General features: G+C 58.2%; 18 protein-coding genes. 14 read left to right on the forward strand and 4 right to left on the reverse strand.

Annotation, left to right across the window (positions count from 1 at the left end):
* Positions 1-4 precede the first annotated feature (4 nt).
* The 6 genes from HZS81_RS05460 to HZS81_RS05485 are packed head-to-tail and all read left to right on the forward strand — an operon-like array spanning position 5 to position 5,317.
* Positions 5-1,030, forward strand: a complete 1,026-nt coding sequence (locus HZS81_RS05460; RefSeq protein WP_179929554.1) for a peptidylprolyl isomerase — start codon at positions 5-7, stop codon at positions 1,028-1,030.
* Entirely contained in the window at positions 1,030-2,106 is a 1,077-nt protein-coding gene (pdxA, locus tag HZS81_RS05465; protein WP_179929555.1) for a 4-hydroxythreonine-4-phosphate dehydrogenase PdxA, read from the forward strand. The genes HZS81_RS05460 and pdxA overlap by 1 nt, the downstream gene beginning before the upstream one ends.
* Before the next feature lie 17 nt (positions 2,107-2,123).
* Positions 2,124-2,939, forward strand: coding sequence for a 16S rRNA (adenine(1518)-N(6)/adenine(1519)-N(6))-dimethyltransferase RsmA (rsmA, locus tag HZS81_RS05470; protein WP_179929556.1), 816 nt, complete (start codon positions 2,124-2,126; stop codon positions 2,937-2,939).
* Positions 2,936-3,313 (forward strand): Co2+/Mg2+ efflux protein ApaG, encoded by a 378-nt coding sequence (apaG, locus tag HZS81_RS05475; RefSeq protein ID WP_179929557.1) that lies wholly within the window; start codon positions 2,936-2,938, stop codon positions 3,311-3,313. Before rsmA ends, apaG begins: the two co-directional genes overlap by 4 nt.
* Positions 3,314-3,359: 46 nt before the next feature.
* A complete protein-coding gene (locus tag HZS81_RS05480) occupies positions 3,360-4,175 on the forward strand; it encodes a symmetrical bis(5'-nucleosyl)-tetraphosphatase (protein WP_179929558.1) in 816 nt (271 codons plus the stop codon).
* Entirely contained in the window at positions 4,172-5,317 is a 1,146-nt protein-coding gene (locus tag HZS81_RS05485) for a tRNA nucleotidyltransferase/poly(A) polymerase-related protein (RefSeq protein ID WP_179929559.1), read from the forward strand. Before HZS81_RS05480 ends, HZS81_RS05485 begins: the two co-directional genes overlap by 4 nt.
* A 21-nt stretch (positions 5,318-5,338) precedes the next feature.
* Here HZS81_RS05485 and folK read toward each other — a convergent pair whose 3' ends face one another.
* Together folK and folB are read right to left on the reverse strand one after the other, a co-directional pair.
* Positions 5,339-5,881 carry a 2-amino-4-hydroxy-6-hydroxymethyldihydropteridine diphosphokinase gene (gene folK / locus HZS81_RS05490; protein ID WP_179929560.1) on the reverse strand — a complete coding sequence of 181 codons (543 nt, stop codon included), beginning with the start codon at positions 5,879-5,881 and terminating at the stop codon, positions 5,339-5,341.
* Positions 5,881-6,249 (reverse strand): dihydroneopterin aldolase, encoded by a 369-nt coding sequence (folB, locus tag HZS81_RS05495; RefSeq protein ID WP_179929561.1) that lies wholly within the window; start codon positions 6,247-6,249, stop codon positions 5,881-5,883. Before folB ends, folK begins: the two co-directional genes overlap by 1 nt.
* A gap of 111 nt (positions 6,250-6,360) precedes the next feature.
* Here folB and plsY point away from each other — a divergent pair, with 111 nt between their 5' ends.
* Positions 6,361-6,936, forward strand: a complete 576-nt coding sequence (gene plsY / locus HZS81_RS05500; protein ID WP_179929562.1) for a glycerol-3-phosphate 1-O-acyltransferase PlsY — start codon at positions 6,361-6,363, stop codon at positions 6,934-6,936.
* Here plsY and tsaD read toward each other — a convergent pair.
* The gene (tsaD, locus tag HZS81_RS05505) at positions 6,920-7,984 is read right to left on the reverse strand and encodes a tRNA (adenosine(37)-N6)-threonylcarbamoyltransferase complex transferase subunit TsaD (RefSeq protein WP_179929563.1); all 1,065 of its coding nucleotides are present in this window, start codon (positions 7,982-7,984) and stop codon (positions 6,920-6,922) included. The genes plsY and tsaD overlap by 17 nt on opposite strands.
* A gap of 245 nt (positions 7,985-8,229) precedes the next feature.
* On the opposite strand from tsaD, the gene rpsU reads away from it, so the two are divergent.
* The 3 genes from rpsU to rpoD all read left to right on the forward strand — a co-directional run bounded on the left by rpsU (position 8,230) and on the right by rpoD (position 12,476).
* Positions 8,230-8,445, forward strand: a complete 216-nt coding sequence (gene rpsU, locus HZS81_RS05510; RefSeq protein WP_160419605.1) for a 30S ribosomal protein S21 — start codon at positions 8,230-8,232, stop codon at positions 8,443-8,445.
* A 102-nt stretch (positions 8,446-8,547) separates the two neighbouring features.
* Positions 8,548-10,386 carry a DNA primase gene (gene dnaG, locus HZS81_RS05515; RefSeq protein WP_179929564.1) on the forward strand — a complete coding sequence of 613 codons (1,839 nt, stop codon included), beginning with the start codon at positions 8,548-8,550 and terminating at the stop codon, positions 10,384-10,386.
* Positions 10,387-10,625: 239 nt separating this feature from the next.
* A complete protein-coding gene (rpoD, locus tag HZS81_RS05520; RefSeq protein ID WP_179929565.1) occupies positions 10,626-12,476 on the forward strand; it encodes an RNA polymerase sigma factor RpoD in 1,851 nt (616 codons plus the stop codon).
* 100 nt (positions 12,477-12,576) lie between these two features.
* Here rpoD and HZS81_RS05525 read toward each other — a convergent pair whose 3' ends face one another.
* Positions 12,577-13,230 carry a hypothetical protein gene (locus tag HZS81_RS05525; protein ID WP_179929566.1) on the reverse strand — a complete coding sequence of 218 codons (654 nt, stop codon included), beginning with the start codon at positions 13,228-13,230 and terminating at the stop codon, positions 12,577-12,579.
* Between the two features lie 143 nt (positions 13,231-13,373).
* Here HZS81_RS05525 and HZS81_RS05530 point away from each other — a divergent pair, with 143 nt between their 5' ends.
* The 4 genes from HZS81_RS05530 to mtgA all read left to right on the forward strand — a co-directional run bounded on the left by HZS81_RS05530 (position 13,374) and on the right by mtgA (position 17,680).
* Complete coding sequence (locus tag HZS81_RS05530; protein ID WP_179929567.1) at positions 13,374-14,741, forward strand: L-serine ammonia-lyase; 1,368 nt, start codon at positions 13,374-13,376, stop codon at positions 14,739-14,741.
* Between the two features lie 90 nt (positions 14,742-14,831).
* Positions 14,832-15,941, forward strand: coding sequence for an S-(hydroxymethyl)glutathione dehydrogenase/class III alcohol dehydrogenase (locus tag HZS81_RS05535; RefSeq protein ID WP_179929568.1), 1,110 nt, complete (start codon positions 14,832-14,834; stop codon positions 15,939-15,941).
* A 111-nt stretch (positions 15,942-16,052) separates the two neighbouring features.
* Positions 16,053-16,907 carry an S-formylglutathione hydrolase gene (gene fghA, locus HZS81_RS05540; RefSeq protein ID WP_179929569.1) on the forward strand — a complete coding sequence of 285 codons (855 nt, stop codon included), beginning with the start codon at positions 16,053-16,055 and terminating at the stop codon, positions 16,905-16,907.
* A 47-nt stretch (positions 16,908-16,954) separates the two neighbouring features.
* Positions 16,955-17,680 (forward strand): monofunctional biosynthetic peptidoglycan transglycosylase, encoded by a 726-nt coding sequence (gene mtgA / locus HZS81_RS05545; protein WP_179929570.1) that lies wholly within the window; start codon positions 16,955-16,957, stop codon positions 17,678-17,680.
* Positions 17,681-17,683: the final 3 nt, after the last annotated feature.

Here is a 17,683-nt window from a genome sequence, read left to right on the forward strand (position 1 = left end):
TTTCATGATGATGAGAAAGATGTTGCTAGGCCGCGCTAAGCACCGCGCGTTAAGTAGTGCGTTAGTGCTTTGCATGGGCGCTGGTGTCGGCCTTAAGGCTGAATCGGTTGAGGCACAATCGCAACCGTTAGGCGAGCGCCAAATGCTTGACCGGATTGTGGCGGTGGTGAATGACGGCGCGATTATGCAAAGTGAGTTAGAAGACCGCCTTGATCGCCTCATGAACCAGATGGAAGCGCAAGACAGTACGCCGCCTCCGCGGGAGCAGCTTGAAGAGCAGGTGCTTGAACGCATGGTGGTGGAGGAGATTCAGCTGCAAATGGCGCGTGACGCCAACTTAAGCGTTGACGACACCGAGCTTAATCGCCAAGTGCGAAGCATCGCTGAGTCTAATGGTATGTCGCTTGAAGCCTTTGCTGACCGTCTTGAAGAGGACGGCATGACCCTTGCTCAAGTGCGCGAAGACGTGCGCCGTGAATTATTAATGCGCCAAGTGCAGCAGCGTCAAATTGGGCAGCGGGTTTCTGTCAGCGAGCGCGACGTTGAGCGTTTCTTAAGCCAGCAGCCGTCGACCTCAGGTGATACCTCGGTCATCGAAGAAACCCGCGCCCGGCATATTTTGGTGGAACTCAACCCCACGCGTAACGAAGAGCAGGCCCGCGCGCGTGCCGAACAAGCGCGTGAACGCGTCATGCAGGGCGAAGACTTCGCCACCGTGGCACGCGAAATGAGCGACGATAGCGGTAGTGCGCTAAACGGCGGCTCGCTAGGCTGGGTACGCCCGGGGCAGACCGTGCCGGCGTTTGAAGAGGTGATGCGCGAGCTTTCGCCCAACCAAGTCTCCGAACCTGTGCGCTCGCAATTTGGGTATCACGTGATCGAAGTCTTGGAGCGTCGTCGTGAAGACGTCACCGACGAGGCGCGCCGCGAACAGGTACGCCAAGCGATTTTTCAGCGCCGCGCCAATGAAGAGGTGAACGCTTGGCAGCGGGAAATTCGCTCACAGGCGTTCGTGGATATTCGCCTCTAATGCCACAACGTGAGGCGCTGTCACCTCTTTTACCGGTGGCCATCACTACCGGCGAGCCGGCGGGTATTGGCCCGGAGCTGACCCTCATGCTCGCCGAACGCGGTGAACTGCCACCGCACAGCGTCGCCGTGGGGGATATCACGCTGCTGGCTGAGCGCGCCGAGCTATTGGGGCTGAAGGTTGAATTGGCGGCTTGTCAGCCTGGCGAGCCTTTGCCGGAAGGCCCCAGTGTGCTCCCCGTGTGGCCGGTGGCCCTTGACACCCCGAGCCAGCCGGGCGTGCTGAACGCGGCCAATGCCGCCTATGTGCTGGCGACGCTTGCGGCGGCAGTGCACGCCTGTCAAAACGGCCATGCGGCGGCGATGACCACCGCGCCGCTGCATAAAGGTGTGATCATCGACGGAGGCTATCCCACCTTTACCGGCCATACCGAATGGCTGCGCGACGCTTGTGGCGCAGAAGAGGTGGTGATGATGCTGGCCACCGATAGCGCACTGCACGCCCAAGTGTCAGGCTGGCAGGGGCCCGCTGATCTTCGCGTGGCGCTTCTTACCACGCATTTGCCGCTGCGTGCGGTTGCTGATGCCGTGACGCCAACGCGGCTTGTCCGTATCAGCCGAATTCTGGCGGCGGATCTGACCCGTCAGTTCGGTATTGCCAAGCCGCGTATCGCCGTGTGCGGGTTAAATCCTCACGCCGGAGAAGACGGCCACCTCGGTCGTGAAGAGTTGGACATTATCTCTCCTACCCTAGAGGCGCTGCGTGCACAGGGGCTGGATGTGCGCGGCCCCTACCCAGCGGATACGCTTTTCACCCCGCGCCACCTGGCGGAGGTGGACGCTGTGCTCGCCATGTATCACGACCAGGGCTTGGCGGTGCTCAAGTACGCCGGTTTCGGCAATGCCGCTAATATGACGTTAGGGCTACCGTTGGTGCGCACCTCGGTGGATCACGGCACGGCGCTCGATCTGGCTGGCACCGGCAAAGCCTCGCCGGCGAGTCTTGCCGTGGCGATTCGGCTGGCGCGTCATCTTGCCGACCAACGTGCTGCCACCTGTACGACTTCTCATCTTTGACCCAGGAATTTCGCTTCATGTCTCACGTGCCGCAACACCGCGCTCGAAAACGCTTTGGGCAGAACTTTCTTCGCGACCCCGGCATTATCGGACGCATTATTCGCGCTATCGGCCCGCGCGACGGTGACCGCCTCGTTGAGATTGGCCCCGGGCAAGGGGCGCTGACCGAACCGCTTATAGAGGAAACGGGCAAACTGGAAGTCATCGAGCTTGACCGCGACTTAATCCCTGGGCTGCGGGTGCAGTTTTTTAATTATCCTGAGTTTGTTATTCACGAAGGTGACGCGTTGGCGTTTGATTTCGCCGCGCTGAAGGGTGACGGCCCGGCACTGCGCGTGGTGGGCAACCTGCCTTATAACATCTCGACGCCGCTGATTGTGCATTTGCTCGAAGCTGAAGACGCCGTGGCGGATATGCACTTCATGCTGCAAAAAGAAGTGGTCGAGCGTTTGGCCGCCGAGCCGGGTGGCCCCGATTGGGGGCGGTTATCGGTGATGGCGCAGTACTACTGCCAGGTGGAACAGCTTTTCATCGTGCCGCCGGAAGCGTTCGTGCCGCGCCCGAAAGTGGACTCGGCGATCGTGCGCTTAACGCCTCACGCGACGCTTCCGCACACCGCGCACGATACGACGCTACTGTTTGCCTTGGTTAAACAGGCCTTCGGTCAGCGGCGCAAGACGCTGCGCAATAACCTCAAAGGTCGCGTGGACGCCGATACGCTGGAAGTGCTCGGTATTGATCCCGGCCGTCGCCCGCAAACCCTAACGGTGGAGGAGTTTGTGCGCATTGCTAACCGCGTCGCCACAGACGACTCAGGGGAGGATAAAACGTGAGCGAATTACCCATTCACGTTGCTATCACCGTGGACTACAGCGCCCAGGAATCCAGTGTCGCGGAAGCGCGCCACGTGTTCAGCTACCGCGTCACGATTGAAAACAACAGCCCGCACAGCGTTCAGTTACTCGCGCGCTACTGGAAAATCACCCAAGGCAGCGGCGCCTGCCAAGAGGTGCGCGGCAAGGGCGTGGTCGGGCAGCAACCGCTGATTGGCCCGGGGCAGCGTTTTCGCTACACCAGCCGGGCCATTTTGCAAACGCCCGTCGGCACCATGGAAGGCGCGTATACGCTGCTGGATACCTCGACGCAGCGCGCCTTTGATGTGAGCGTGGCGCCATTTAGCTTGGCGGCGCCCTTGGCGATTCATTAATGACGATGCAATAAACACTGCACAAAACGACCTCAGGGAGTTGTCAATGAACACTTACGTGATCGGCGATCTCCACGGCTGCCACGCGGAGTTCGTTGCGCTGCTGGAAAAGCTCGCCTTCAATCCGGAGCGTGACCGGCTTTGGCTAGTGGGTGATTTAGTCAACCGCGGCCCCGGCTCGCTGGCGTGCTTGCGTGAAGCGCAACAACTCGACGCTCGCTGTGTGCTGGGTAATCACGACTTCCACTTGCTGGTGGCGGCTCGTGGAGGCGGCAAACTGCGCAAGAACGACACGCTGGAAGAGATATTAAGCGCGCCTGATCGCGAGGCGCTGCTTGACTGGTTGCAGCAGCAGCCGCTCACCGTGCGCGAGGATGACACACTAATGGTGCACGCGGGCATCCTGCCGTCGTGGTCGCTGGCGCAAGCGCAGGCGCTGGGCGGCGAGGTGCAAGCCGCGCTGCAAGGCGAAGCGTCGGGTGCTTTTTTGCGGGAGCTTTTTGGTAATCAGCCGGATCGCTGGCGGGAAGACTTAGCCGGGATGGATCGGCTTCGCTGCATCGTCAACGTGATGGCGCGCATGCGCTTTATCGCCGCCGACGAGCAGCTGGACTTTGCCGCCAAGCAAGGGCTCGACAGCGCCCCCGAGGGATTCGCGCCGTGGTTTCAGTACCCCCGCGCCGACCAAGCGCGGCTGTTGTTTGGCCATTGGGCCGCGCTTTTGGGCCATACGCCAGAAGCCGCGATCCAGGTCCACGCGCTGGATACCGGCTGCGCTTGGGGCGGAGCGCTCACCGCACTGACGCTCGAAACCGGTGAGCTAACGTCAATACCCAGCCAACGTGCGGAACGCAAGCCATGAGCGCAACGCGCCAGCAAGATTCGTGGCGAGATCCTTTGCTAAAAGGGCTTGAGGTTTACCGCGTCGGCGGCGCAGTACGCGATGCGTTGCTGGGTTGGCCGGTCTATGACAACGATTGGGTGGTGGTTGGCGCCACGCCAGAAATGATGCGCGCACGCGGCTTCAAGCCGGTAGGGCGCGATTTTCCCGTTTTTCTGCACCCGGATACCGCTGAGGAGTATGCGCTGGCGCGCACCGAGCGTAAGGCAGGGCACGGCTATGGCGGCTTTGAGGTGCACGCAAGCCCTGATGTCACGCTGGAAGAGGACTTGCAGCGCCGCGATTTAACCATCAATGCCATGGCCGAAGCGCCAAACGGCGCTATTATCGACCCTTACGACGGGCGCCGGGATATCGAGGCGCGCGTGCTGCGCCATGTATCCAATGCGTTCAGCGAAGACCCGCTTCGCGTACTGCGCACCGCCCGATTTCTGGCGCGCTACGCCGAGCGTGGTTTTTGTATCGCGGATGAAACCCAAACGCTAATGACGCAAGTGAGTGCCAGCGGCGAGCTCGAGCACTTGGCCGCCGAACGGGTCTGGGTGGAGAGCGAGAAAGCGTTGGGTGAACCGGTACCCGAAGCGTATTTCCAAGCGCTAAAGGCGTGCGGAGCACTTGATGTGTGGTTTGCCGAACTCGCAGGTAGTGCCTTCGACGCAGGTTTGGCGGCCATGGCAGTGGTGCCCACACACGGCGCGACGCAGCCGCACTGGCGTTATGCGCGGCTGGTGTCAGCGCTTGATGACGATCAGCGCGAAGCACTCGCCGCGCGGCTCAAACTGCCCAAAGAGGTCACGCAGCTGGCTGCTCATAGCGCGCTCACCCAGCAATTTTTATCGGATGCACTAACGCCTGACGCGACGCTTAACTGGCTGGCGCGACTGGACGGCTGGCGCAGGCCTGAGCAAGTGGAAACCCAGTTGGCGCTGGTGAAAGTGCTGTCGCCATCACAAGAGGCAATGCTGCGCCAAGCGTGGCAGCAGGCGGCCGCCGTTAGCCCCAAAGCGCTGGTGGACGCAGGCTATCAAGGCGCAGAAATTGGCAAGGCGCTGGATCAAGAGCGCCTGGTTGCCATTAAGCGAGTGTTATCGGAAGGGGCGTAACATATAGGCGCTTAGGTGGCGCTAGCGCGCAGCGGTAAGCGCGACGGGGTCAGCCTGGGAGATTAAACGTCCGCGCCAGGTGAAATCCACCGGCCATAGTCGCTGCGCGCCGAGATCAAAACGCTGCCACAAGGTGGTGTAAAGCGTGCCACACGTTGGGTGCGCCTCATCGGGCAAAAGCTCAGCGAGCGGCTGTAATACAAAAGCGTTGCGCGTGATTTCGTCGCGGGGAAGCGTCACACCTTCAATGACCCCACAGAAGGCACCAATGGTCAACAGGTCGATATCCAGCGCGCGAGGGCTAAATTTGGGTGTGTCTGGGCGACGGCCGTGCTCGGCTTCCAAGCGTTTGGCCCATGCTTGCAATTCACCCGGCGAGGCGTTGCTTTCAAACGCCACCACCAGATTGTAAAAGTTGCGGCTGTCATCAAAACCGACCGGTTCGCTCTCAAATACCCGTGAGATATCAAGTGCGCCAAAGCGTGCCGTTAGGGCATCCAAGCAGAGGCGAATATGGCGAGCGGGCTCAATATTGCTGCCCAGGCTGACGGTCACTTGTTGCATCACACGTTCTCTTTCGGCAGGGTGCCGCGGCGAATGGTCAGCCCGACGCTGCGCGCATGGGGCACCGCCCCCGGTTTGCGCACGGTAAGCTCAAGCCAAGTGAGGGGGAACTCATGGCGTAGGGTTTCGGCAAGACGCTCAGCGAAGGTTTCGACCAGCGCGAACCGGTGTTCGCGGGCAAAATGCTGAATGCGTTGGCAGATCGCGGCATAATCCAGGGTGAGGCGTAAATCATCGCTGGCAGCCGCTGGACGAATGTCGGTGGTCAACACCAGATCAAGGCTAAGTGACTGTAAAATGGTGCGCTCCCACTCATACACGCCGATCACGGTGTCGACGTCGAGCGCTTCGATAAAGATGCGATCCATAAACCTTCCCCTGCGATAAGCCGGGAATTGTACTTGAGCCGGCCGGGAAACGACAGTCGCCCGCCGCTAAAATCCGCATGCGGAGGGTAGGGTTAAGAAGGAGAAAGCGCCATGCTGTGGGTCATCGTGGGCTACCTAAGTGGCAGCTGGCTGTCATCACTGAGTGTTTGCCGGTTGGCCAGTGTAGCAGACCCGCGTGGGCGTGGTTCTTGTAACCCGGGGTTTTCCAATGTGTTGCGCCTTTACGGGCCGAAACTTGCCGGTCTCACGCTGCTACTGGATGCCGCCAAGGGCATGCCGGCGGTGCTCGGCGCAAAAGCGTTGGGCTACCCGGTATGGCTCCAGGGCCTGGTTGGGCTTGCGGTATTGCTTGGTCACAGCTACCCGCTATGGCACGGCTTTCGCGGAGGCAAAGCGGTGGCGAGCGCTTTTGGCGTATTGCTGGTATTGACCCCTGGTGTTGCGCTGATCAGCGCGGCGGTGTGGGCGCTTTGCGCATGGCAACTGAGAATGGCCGCGCTGGCCTCGCTTCTCAGTGCGCTAACCGCGCCGCTTATGTGTATCTGGCTTGATCCAGCGTATGTGCCAGTGGTGGGCGCGTTTAGCTTGATGGTGCTGGCACGTCATTGGGCTAGCCTGCGGCATATTCGGCGCGGGGAAGAAGCGCGCTTTAAACGTCGGCGCTGAGAGCGGTGTCGGGCGTGCTGAGTTGATCCAGCGGCCAGCGCGGCGTGGCCTGCATTTGTCCTTCAGCGTCGGATTCGCCCGCAGCCAAGCGTTGAGCGCCGACGTAAGCAATCATGGCGCCGTTGTCGGTGCAAAAACGCCCGCGCGGGTAGTAGGCGCGCGCGTTACGTTTTTTACACTCGACGGCCAAGCGCTCGCGCAGGCGTGTGTTGGCGCTGACACCGCCGGCCATGACGATACGTTTAAGGCCGGTTTGATCCAGCGCGCGGCGGCACTTGATCACTAGAGTATCCGCCACGGCTTCTTCAAAGGCGCGGGCCACATCAGCGCGGGCTTGCTCGTCGAGCGTGCCGCTGGCCTCTAACTCGCGAATCGCGGTCAGTGTATGGGTTTTTAAGCCGGAGAAGCTGAAATCCAGCCCTGGGCGGTCGGTCATCGGGCGGGGGAAGCGAAAACGCTTCGGGTCGCCTTGTTCCGCCAAGCGGGCCACGTGCGGGCCACCTGGGTAGGGCAAGCCGAGCATTTTGGCGGCTTTATCGAAGGCTTCGCCGGCGGCGTCGTCGACCGATTCCCCCAGTAGCTGGTAACGGCCGATCCCTTCTACCGCCACGAGTTGGGTGTGCCCGCCGGAGACCAAAAGCGCTACAAATGGAAATGCAGGCGGCTCGCTTTCCAGCATCGGCGCGAGCAGATGGCCTTCCATATGGTGCACGCCGAGTACCGGAATATCTAGCGCTCGCGCCATCCCGTGCGCCGTCGCCGCGCCCACCATCAGCGCTCCCACAAGGCCAGGTCCGGCGGTATAGGCGATGCCGTCAAGGTCTTGGCGCGTTAACGGGGCCTCGCGTAATACCTGCTCCACCAGCGGCAAAAGCTTGCGCGTGTGGTCGCGGGAGGCAAGTTCTGGGACGACGCCACCATACTCGGTGTGCATGGCAATTTGGCTATATAGCGCATCGGCAAGGAGCCCATCGCCGCCTGGGTAAGCGGTATCATAGATGGCAACGCCGGTTTCATCGCAGGACGTTTCGATGCCCAGTACGCGCATAATGAGACTCCCAGAGCGAGATTGTAATCATCAAAGGAGGCGATTCTAGCAGCTTACGGCTCGTTTGTGCGGCGTGCTGCGTGTGAAAATGCCGGTAATGGTTTGCAAAGAGAGCACTCCACTAATAGAATATCGTGCGCTGTAAACAGGGTCGTGCACGGTAAGCGTTCAAAGCGCTTTCCATACTGGATTCATCGTGTACGTACTATCCGAACTCAAGACTCCTTAAGGTAGGTGAGTGCTTAATGCCTTCTGTAAAAGTACGTGATAACGAGCCGTTTGACGTCGCCTTGCGTCGCTTCAAGCGTTCTTGCGAAAAAGCCGGCGTTCTGTCTGAAGTACGTCGTCGTGAGAATTATGAAAAGCCGACTGCAGAGCGCAAGCGCAAAGCGGCAGCTGCCGTAAAACGTCACGCGAAGAAGATTCAGCGTGAACAAAAGCGCTTCGAACGCCTCTATTGATCCGTACCGGGGGAGCCTTGTGTCAGTGGCTCTTCTAGAAGGATGCCAAGCGGCTGCCCAAGGGTAGCCGCTTGTTTTTCGTATTGGTGGGGCTTTTCCCGTATGGCCGGCCAGATTCCCCAGACGTTTATCGATGACCTACTTGGCCGCGTTGACGTGGTCGAGGTGGTGGGCGAGCGCGTCCAGCTCAAAAAGTCCGGGCGCAACTACTCCGGTCTTTGCCCTTTTCATCAAGAGAAAACGCCATCGTTTACGGTGAGTGCCGACAAGCAGTTTTACCACTGCTTTGGTTGTGGAGCGCACGGCAATGCGCTGCGTTTTTTGATGGAGTACGACAAGTTGCCCTTTCCTGAAGCGGTTGAGCAACTTGCCGGGCGCATGGGGGTAGAGGTGCCGCGGGAGGGTGTGGACGACCCGCGCGAGCGCGAGCGGGAAAAAAAGCGCAAACAAGGGGTTAACCTTTTAGAATTAGCTGCAAGCTTCTATCGTGAAAGGTTGGTCATGCAAGAAGGGCAAGCCGCTCAGCACTATTTAGCGGATCGCGGCCTGTCGCCCGAGGTGATCAAAACCTACGGTGTGGGTTACGCCCCCTCAAATTGGGAAGCGCTTAAGCAGCATCTTAGCGAGCGAGGGGTGAGCGAAGCGGTGCAGGTGGAGTATGGCCTGCTGATTCACCGTGAAGACTCAGGGCGCAGCTATGACCGTTTTCGCGACCGAGTGATGTTTCCGATCCGCGACTTGCGCGGGCGTACCATTGCGTTTGGCGGGCGAGTGCTCGGTGATGGTAAGCCGAAGTATTTAAACTCTCCCGAGACGCCGGTGTTTCATAAAGGCCGCGAGCTTTACGGCCTTTATGAAGCGCGCCAGGCGCCTGAAAAGCTCGAGCAGCTGGTGATGGTGGAAGGTTATATGGATGTCGTGGCGCTCGCGCAATTCGGCATCCATAACGCGGTGGCTACGCTTGGCACGGCAACCACCGAAGATCACCTCAAGCGACTATTTCGTTTGGTTAATCGCGTGGTGTTCTGTTTTGACGGTGACCGCGCCGGGCGACAGGCCGCAAGCCGCGCGTTAGAAACGGCGCTGCCACAGATGATCGATGGTCGCGAGGCACGCTTTCTGTTTTTGCCTGAAGGCGATGACCCCGATGACTTGGTACGCCGGGAAGGCGCGCAGGCGTTCAAGGATCGCGTCACCTGCGCCATGCCGCTTTCGGAGTTTCTGTTTGAGCAGGCGTCTCAAGGGCGCGATTTGAACAGCGTCGAAGGGCGTGAGCGTTTTGCCAGTCACGTGCTGACGGCGTTGAACCACGTGCCGGAAGGCATGCTCAAATCGCTGCTGCTGGAAGAGCTGGCAAAACGCAGCGGTTTGCGCGAAGCGCAGTTGGAAGCTTTGCTAGAAAAGCGTGCGGCCAAAACGTCTGCCATGTCCGATGGGGGGCAGCCGCAAGCGAGTGAGTTTGTTCAAGAAGTGGCGATGGCGCCAGAGTCCGTCGGAGATGATGCGCCGCGCCGCGCTGGCGTGCTTTCGCCGGTGGCGCGGGTGCTGCAGCTGTTGGTTCACGAGCCGCGTTTGGTGGAGGTTGTAGACGAGCCACTGGATTGGCTGCCGGATAACGCTGACGGCAAATTGTGCTGCGAATTAATTGCGCTGCTTAAGGCGGGGCGTTATCGCAGCCCGCAAGTGCTATTGGCCCACTTTCAGGGCAGCCAGCAAGGCAAGACGCTGGCTGAGCTCGCTCGGCGTGAGCTCTTGATTCCGAAGTCGGCCAGAGAAGAAGAGCTAAAGGGCATGATGTCGCACTTGCAGCAACGGCAGCGCAAGCGCTCGCCAGAGCAGGAGTACGAGGCGTTGATCGCCCGTGAGCGCTCCGGGCAAAAACTCGATAGCACGCAGCGCGCACGCCTAGCCCGATTAGTGGTTGAGCTCGCTCAGCGCTGAGCTGAAAAAGAGGTAGTTGGGAAGGCAAAGAGGTAGTCGGGGTTGAATTTTTGCAACTTACCTCAAGATAATGGTCAGTCACCAAAAATGGCCGAACCAAACAAGCTAACACACCTGAATGACAGCGAAAATACACAAACTGGAAAGACTCGTGCCGTTCGCGCTATACTGTTCGGCTTATTAGGTTTTCTCATCAGCGCTTCAGGTGCTTCATTCTTCTTCGTCGAGATAGGGTTTCTATGGCTGGAAATGCGCAGCAGCAGTCACGTCTGAAGGAGTTGATCGCGCGCGGCAAGGAACAGGGCTACCTGACCTATGCCGAGGTCAACGACCATCTACCCGAGGATATCGCCGACCCGGATCAAGTGGAAGACATCATTGGCATGATCAACGACATGGGTATTAGTGTCGTTGAGGAAGCGCCAGATGAAGACACTTTGATGATGTCGGATCAATCCACGGACGAGTCCGCTGCGGAAGAGGCCGTCGCGGCCCTCGCCGCCGTGGAAAGCGATGTCGGCCGCACTACCGACCCGGTGCGCATGTACATGCGCGAAATGGGCACGGTAGAGCTTTTGACACGTGAAGGCGAGATTGAAATCGCCAAGCGAATCGAAGAGGGCACCCGCGAGGTTATGTCTGCGCTGGCGTATTTGCCAGGTGCGGTTAACTCTATTCTCGATGCCTATGACGCCACGCAAGATGAGGAAGCGCCGGGGCGACTGTCAGATTTGTTCTCTGGCTTTATCGACCCTGATGAGGGCATCCCCGGTGTGGCTGAAGCCGAAGTGCCGGAGCCAGAGCCTGAAGCAGAGGTTGACGACGACGCTGAGGAAGGCGACGAGGATGAAGACGACGATTCCACGGCGAATGAAGGCGGCCCCGACCCGGAAGAAGCTCGTGCGCGTTTCGAACAGATTCGTGAGCAAAATGCCGCGGTAAACGCAGCGCTTGAAAAGCATGGCCGCCGTAGCCCGGAAGTGAAGGCAGAGCAGAAGCGCTTAGCCGAATTCTTTTCACCCATTAAGCTCGTGCCCAAGCACTTTGAACGCTTGGTGGGCCAGATTCGTATTAGCGTTGAGCAAGTGCGCGCGCAAGAAAAAGCCATCATGCAGCTGTGCGTGAAAAAGGCCAAAGTGCCACGCAAAACCTTCATCAAGGCATTTCCCGGCAATGAGTCGCGCAAGGCGTGGTTGAATGAGTTTCAAGAAGGCTTTCCCAAGTACGCTGACCGTTTGGAGCCGCTACGCGCTGATATTGCGCGTTCTCAGCGCAAAATTGCCTTCGAAGAAAACATGGTGCAACTCAGTGTTGGTGAGCTAAAAGAGGTCAACCGCAAGCTCTCCATTGGTGAGGCGAAAGCTCGCCGCGCTAAGAAGGAAATGGTCGAGGCTAACCTGCGCTTGGTCATCTCGATTGCCAAGAAGTACACCAACCGCGGTTTGCAGTTCTTGGATTTAATCCAGGAAGGCAACATCGGCTTAATGAAAGCGGTCGATAAGTTTGAATACCGTCGTGGCTATAAATTTTCTACCTATGCGACTTGGTGGATTCGTCAGGCGATTACGCGCTCCATTGCCGACCAAGCGCGCACGATCCGTATTCCGGTTCACATGATCGAAACGATCAACAAGCTCAACCGTGTATCGCGCCAGATGCTTCAGGAAATGGGTCGCGAGCCGACGCCGGAAGAGCTTGGCGAGCGCTTGGAAATGCCAGAAGATAAAGTGCGCAAGGTGTTGAAGATCGCCAAAGAGCCGATCTCGATGGAAACGCCGATTGGTGACGATGATGACTCGCATCTAGGCGATTTCATCGAAGACAGTACGATGCTGTTGCCTGTCGATATGGCCACCGGTGAAGGTCTGATTGAAGCCACACGCAACGTCCTTGGTGGCCTCACTGCAAGAGAAGCCAAAGTGTTACGGATGCGTTTCGGTATCGATATGAATACCGACCACACGCTGGAAGAAGTGGGTAAACAGTTTGACGTCACGCGTGAGCGAATCCGTCAGATCGAAGCGAAAGCATTGCGTAAGCTTCGCCACCCGAGCCGCTCGGAGCCGTTGCGCTCGTTCCTCGACGAGTGAATGCTGTAAGTAGTGAGTGGTAAAGAAACAGCAAAAAGCCCGCCGTTCTCAGAACGGTGGGCTTTTTGCTATAGGTAGCTGTAGGTAGTGGTTGCTGTGTTTAAGCGGGTATCTGTCGGGCCTGATAAATGCGCCGGGCAAGGAGCACGAGTTCGACCATCGCGAACAAGATAATACTGTAGCCCAAAAGCTCGGTGACTTCTTCTGCCATACTTTTTACATTGCTCACATAGTTCTCTTGCATCACGGTTCGCCAGAATGCTTGACGTCCGTAAAGGCGTGAAAAAATATAGGTGGTAAGAAAACCGGCGGTAAATAATCCCAACGAGACTGTATTGCTATAGTGGGTGAACTCGGTAAGAAAATATCGCCGCTGAATCACTACCCAGGTAATCGAGGGGATAACGATCAGCGCGACCAAGACTTTCCACGTGTTTTCTGCCACGTAAGTATCGAGAAAATGGTCTTGTTCTCGCACCAGCGAGGCGGCAAGAAAGGCCAGTAGCAGCAACGTCACGTTGGGCCAAACGTGCAACACGTGGCGAACATAAATCAGTAGCAAACACGCGGTGAAGAGCACTAATGTCTGCGTGAACTCCGTAAAGCCAAGCTCCGAGAAGCGAACAGACGGCAGGTATTGCGCTTCCCAATATGCGCCTTGGGCAATCAAGCCTATCAATAGGGTATAGATAACAACGCGAACAAAAAGCGAGCGAAAAGCAATCGGCCAAGCGGGGTCTAGATGGGTCTTCATGGCATCCTTGAGCGGTAAAGCGTCGCGCGAAAGCCTCATGGCTCGCGTGATAACGTGGCAAGTAACATACGTGCGTGAATGCTTATTGTATCGTCACTTTTTTTAGTTCGCACGCAAATAAAAACACGAAATAGGGAGCGGTCATGGCCATTAGCGTATTTGATTTGTTTCGTATGGGGATTGGGCCGTCAAGCTCACACACGGTCGGGCCAATGCGCGCTGCTCGCGATTTCGTGCTGTCACTGGGAGAGGCGCCTGTCACACGCGTTGACGTTACCCTACGCGGTTCGCTTGCCGCCACGGGGAAAGGTCATGGCACTGACCGCGCTGTGGTGATGGGGTTGCTGGGCGAAGCACCAGAAACGCTTAACCCCGACGGCATTGACGCCCGCTTGCAAGCGCTTGATAGCGGCGCACCGCTTGACCTCCCTAATGGTCAGGCTGTTGCGTTCTCGATGCATGAGCATATTACCTGGGATGACACGTGCCTGCCGTTTCACCCCAATGCCTTACAACTTGTCGCGCTCAGTGGCGAGCGGGAAGTGGCGTGCAATACCTACTATTCGCTGGGTGGCGGGTTCTATATTGATCAGGCTCAAGCGGATGCGGGAGACGTCGGGGAGGACGCCTCATCGCTTCGCTACCCGTTTGATACCGCCGCTGAGCTTCTTACCCAGTGTCGGGCGCACGGCTTGAGCATCAGCCAATTGATGCTTGAAAACGAAAAAGCCTGGCGTGATAAAGCGTCTATACACCGCGAGTTACTCACTATTTGGACCGCGATGCGCGAAAGCATCAATAATGGCCTACACGCCCGCGGCCATTTGCCCGGCGGGTTGAACGTACGCCGTCGAGCATATGAGCTGCATCAGCGGCTGTTGCACCCGGCTGAGAACGAGCGCTTAATCGTATCGACCTTTTCAGCAATGGACTGGGTCAATCTCTTTGCTTTGGCCGTGAATGAAGAGAACGCCGCAGGTCGACGCATGGTCACAGCGCCCACCAATGGCGCGGCGGGGATCGTGCCAGCGGTGCTGGCGTACTACTTAAAATTTGAGCCTGATGCCACCGATAGCGATGTGGTGAATTTCCTGCTGACGGCGGGGGCCGTGGGCATTTTATGCAAAAAGAATGCATCGATCTCCGGCGCTGAAGTGGGCTGCCAGGGGGAGGTGGGGTCTGCCTGCGCGATGGCCGCGGCGGGGTTAGCCGAAGTGCTTGGCGGTACGCCCGCCCAGGTAGAGAACGCCGCCGAGATTGGGTTGGAGCACAACTTGGGCCTCACCTGCGACCCGATAGGCGGGCTTGTGCAGGTGCCGTGCATTGAGCGTAATGCGATTGCCTCGGTCAAGGCGATCAACGCCGCGCGCATGGCGCTCAACGGTGACGGCGAGCACTTTGTCTCGCTGGATAAGGTAATTCGCACTATGCGCGATACCGGTCGCGATATGCAGGATAAGTACAAAGAGACGTCAAAAGGCGGTCTGGCAGTGAACGCTATTGAGTGTTGATGTATCACGTTTGTACGCATTTGGTTTATCCCACCGGCCCGACTGGCCTACACTAGCGCGAGTTATTCCCTGAACGACTTGGAGATGATAATGAAATCACGTGCTGCCGTTGCACTAGAAGCGGGTAAACCGCTCGAACTCACCGAGATCGATGTGGAAGGCCCGAAAGCGGGGGAAGTTCTGGTCAAAATGGCGGCCACCAGTGTCTGCCATACTGACGCTTTTACCCTCTCTGGCGCTGACCCGGAAGGCAACTTTCCCGCTGTGCTAGGTCATGAAGGCGCCGGTGTGGTTCAGGAAGTGGGCGAAGGTGTGGCCAGCGTGAAGCCGGGTGACCATGTGATTCCGCTATACACCGCCGAATGCGGCAAGTGTAAGTTTTGTTTGTCGGGCAAAACCAACCTGTGTGGCGCCGTGCGTGCGACTCAAGGCAAAGGCGTGATGCCCGATGGCACCTCGCGTTTCTCGCTCGATGGCCAAAAGCTACATCACTACATGGGTACCTCGACCTTCAGCGAATACACTGTGCTGCCGGAGGTCTCGCTCGCCGTGGTCTCAAAAGAGGCACCGATGGATAAAATCTGCCTGCTCGGCTGCGGTGTCACGACCGGCATTGGGGCGGTGCTGAACACAGCGAAAGTTGAGCCGGGGGCGACTGTCGCGATATTTGGCTTGGGCGCGATTGGCCTGGCGGTCATTCAGGGGGCGGCGATGGCGAAAGCCTCGCGGATTATCGCCATCGATGTGAACCCCGATAAATTCGAGCTGGCCAAGCAGTTCGGCGCCACTGACTTCGTCAACCCCAAGGATTACAGCGACCCGATCCAGCAAGTGATCGTTGACTTGACCGACGGTGGTGTTGATTACTCCTTTGAGTGCATCGGCAATGTCAACGTGATGCGCTCGGCGCTTGAGTGCTGCCACAAAGGCTGGGGTGAATCGATTATCATCGGCGTAGCCGGTGCAGGTGAAGAAATCTCCACCCGTCCGTTCCAGCTGGTGACCGGCCGCGTGTGGAAAGGCTCTGCCTTTGGCGGTGTGAAAGGGCGCACTGAGCTGCCCGGTTATGTCGAGCAGTATATGAACGGTGAGATCAATATCGACGATTTCATCACCCACGATATGCCGTTTGAGAACATCAACGAAGCGTTTGATCTGCTCCATGCGGGCAAGAGCATCCGCACTGTACTGCACTATTAAACTGACGCTTTTTGAAAGCGGTGCGCGACGGGTTGGCCCGTCGCGCGTGAGTGTTTGAACGCATCCGTTTTAAGAATCCGCTTTTACAAGCCCGTTACCAGGAGTCAGCCCATGAGCATGAGTGAAACGTTAGAACTGGTCTCGGCCAACCGCAGTTTTGGCGGCTGGCACAAACGCTATCGCCACTACTCGCGGGCGCTGGATTGCGACATGGTTTTTGCCGTGTATTTACCGCCTCAAGCCGAAAACGAGCGCGTGCCGCTACTCTGGTGGCTCTCGGGGTTGACCTGCAACGATGAGAACTTCATGCAAAAAGCCGGTGCCCATCGCATGGCGGCTGAGCTAGGCGTGGCGATTATTTGCCCCGACACCAGCCCTCGTGGGACGGACCTGTCCGGTGAGCATGACAGCTATGATTTAGGCTCGGGGGCGGGCTTTTATGTGAACGCCACGCAGGCGCCCTGGAAGTCGCACTACCGCATGTACGATTACATCGTTGAAGAGCTACCCTCCGTGGTGCGTCAGCACTTCCCGGTTAACGGCCGCGAATCGATCAGCGGGCATTCGATGGGGGGGCACGGCGCGTTGATTCTGGCGTTGCGCCACCCTGGGCGTTTTCGCTCGGTGTCGGCTTTTTCACCGGTGGTTAATCCAATGGAGTGCCCCTGGGGGCAGAAAGCGTTTAGCGCGTATTTGGGCGACGATGTGTCGCGCTGGCGCCAGTACGATGCTTGCGAACTGGTGGCTAACGGCGCCTCGCGCCAGCGTTTGTTTATCGATCAGGGCGAGGCCGATCAGTTCCTTGAAGAGCAGCTCAAACCGGAGCGCTTAGAAGCGGTGTGCGAAGCGCATGACCATCCGCTGACGCTACGTCGACAATCGGGCTACGATCATAGCTACTTCTTTATTGCCTCGTTCATTGACGATCACCTGCGCTATCACGCCGAGCATTTGCATAAGCGCTAAGTCGTATTAATACGGATTAGTGGATGATTAAAACGTAGGGAGCACACATGTTGAAACGAGCGCTGCGCCGATTGGTGGGTAGGCTATGGCGCTGGCTATGGCGTGGTGCTCTGGCGTTTGCGCTGCTCTCGGTGGTATTCGTGCTGCTATTTCGCGTCGTGCCGCCACCAGGGTCGATGGTGATGGTCGAACGCAAAGTGCAAAGCTGGATCGCCAGCGAACCGATTCGCCTGCAGCGCGAGTGGCGCGCCTGGGACGATATGGCCTCTGTGGCCAAGCTGGCGGTAATCGCGTCGGAAGATCAGCGTTTTCCTGACCATTACGGTTTTGATCTGGTTGAACTCAAGCGTGCGGTCGAAGGTTGGTTTGCGGGCGGGCGGCTGCGCGGCGCAAGTACGTTAAGCCAGCAAACGGCCAAAAACGTATTTCTCTGGAGTGGGCGTAGCTGGGTGCGTAAGGGGTTGGAGATGTGGTTTACGCTGTTGATCGAACTGGCCTGGGACAAACAGCGCATTCTTGAGGTGTATCTTAACGTAGCCGAGTGGGATAAGGGTATTTTCGGGCTGGAAGCGGCCGCCCAGCACTACTTTGGTGTCTCCGCCAGTGCGCTCAACGAGCGTCAAGCGAGTCTTTTAGCCGCCATTCTTCCGAACCCGCTCAATCGCAGTGCGTCAGTACCGAGTGCCCAAGTAGAACAACGCAGCCAGTGGATTCGCCAGCAAATGCGCAACTTGGGCGGCGTGCACTACCTTGAGCGTATTGCCAAACCTTAAGCA

Source organism: Vreelandella salicampi, assembly GCF_013415105.1.
GTDB lineage: Bacteria > Pseudomonadota > Gammaproteobacteria > Pseudomonadales > Halomonadaceae > Vreelandella > Vreelandella salicampi.

Bases quoted from the DNA above. Each gene is read 5' to 3' on its own strand.
- rpsU (WP_160419605.1), top strand. From the start codon at position 8,230: ATGCCTTCTGTAAAAGTACGTGATAACGAGCCGTTTGACGTCGCCTTG.
- rpoD (WP_179929565.1), top strand. From the start codon at position 10,626: ATGGCTGGAAATGCGCAGCAGCAGTCACGTCTGAAGGAGTTGATCGCG.
- HZS81_RS05480 (WP_179929558.1), top strand. From the start codon at position 3,360: ATGAACACTTACGTGATCGGCGATCTCCACGGCTGCCACGCGGAGTTC.
- HZS81_RS05535 (WP_179929568.1), top strand. From the start codon at position 14,832: ATGAAATCACGTGCTGCCGTTGCACTAGAAGCGGGTAAACCGCTCGAA.
- mtgA (WP_179929570.1), top strand. From the start codon at position 16,955: ATGTTGAAACGAGCGCTGCGCCGATTGGTGGGTAGGCTATGGCGCTGG.
- HZS81_RS05460 (WP_179929554.1), top strand. From the start codon at position 5: ATGATGATGAGAAAGATGTTGCTAGGCCGCGCTAAGCACCGCGCGTTA.
- fghA (WP_179929569.1), top strand. From the start codon at position 16,053: ATGAGCATGAGTGAAACGTTAGAACTGGTCTCGGCCAACCGCAGTTTT.
- pdxA (WP_179929555.1), top strand. From the start codon at position 1,030: ATGCCACAACGTGAGGCGCTGTCACCTCTTTTACCGGTGGCCATCACT.
- rsmA (WP_179929556.1), top strand. From the start codon at position 2,124: ATGTCTCACGTGCCGCAACACCGCGCTCGAAAACGCTTTGGGCAGAAC.
- folB (WP_179929561.1), bottom strand. From the start codon at position 6,249: ATGGATCGCATCTTTATCGAAGCGCTCGACGTCGACACCGTGATCGGC.
- folK (WP_179929560.1), bottom strand. From the start codon at position 5,881: ATGCAACAAGTGACCGTCAGCCTGGGCAGCAATATTGAGCCCGCTCGC.
- tsaD (WP_179929563.1), bottom strand. From the start codon at position 7,984: ATGCGCGTACTGGGCATCGAAACGTCCTGCGATGAAACCGGCGTTGCC.
- dnaG (WP_179929564.1), top strand. From the start codon at position 8,548: ATGGCCGGCCAGATTCCCCAGACGTTTATCGATGACCTACTTGGCCGC.
- HZS81_RS05485 (WP_179929559.1), top strand. From the start codon at position 4,172: ATGAGCGCAACGCGCCAGCAAGATTCGTGGCGAGATCCTTTGCTAAAA.
- plsY (WP_179929562.1), top strand. From the start codon at position 6,361: ATGCTGTGGGTCATCGTGGGCTACCTAAGTGGCAGCTGGCTGTCATCA.
- HZS81_RS05525 (WP_179929566.1), bottom strand. From the start codon at position 13,230: ATGAAGACCCATCTAGACCCCGCTTGGCCGATTGCTTTTCGCTCGCTT.
- HZS81_RS05530 (WP_179929567.1), top strand. From the start codon at position 13,374: ATGGCCATTAGCGTATTTGATTTGTTTCGTATGGGGATTGGGCCGTCA.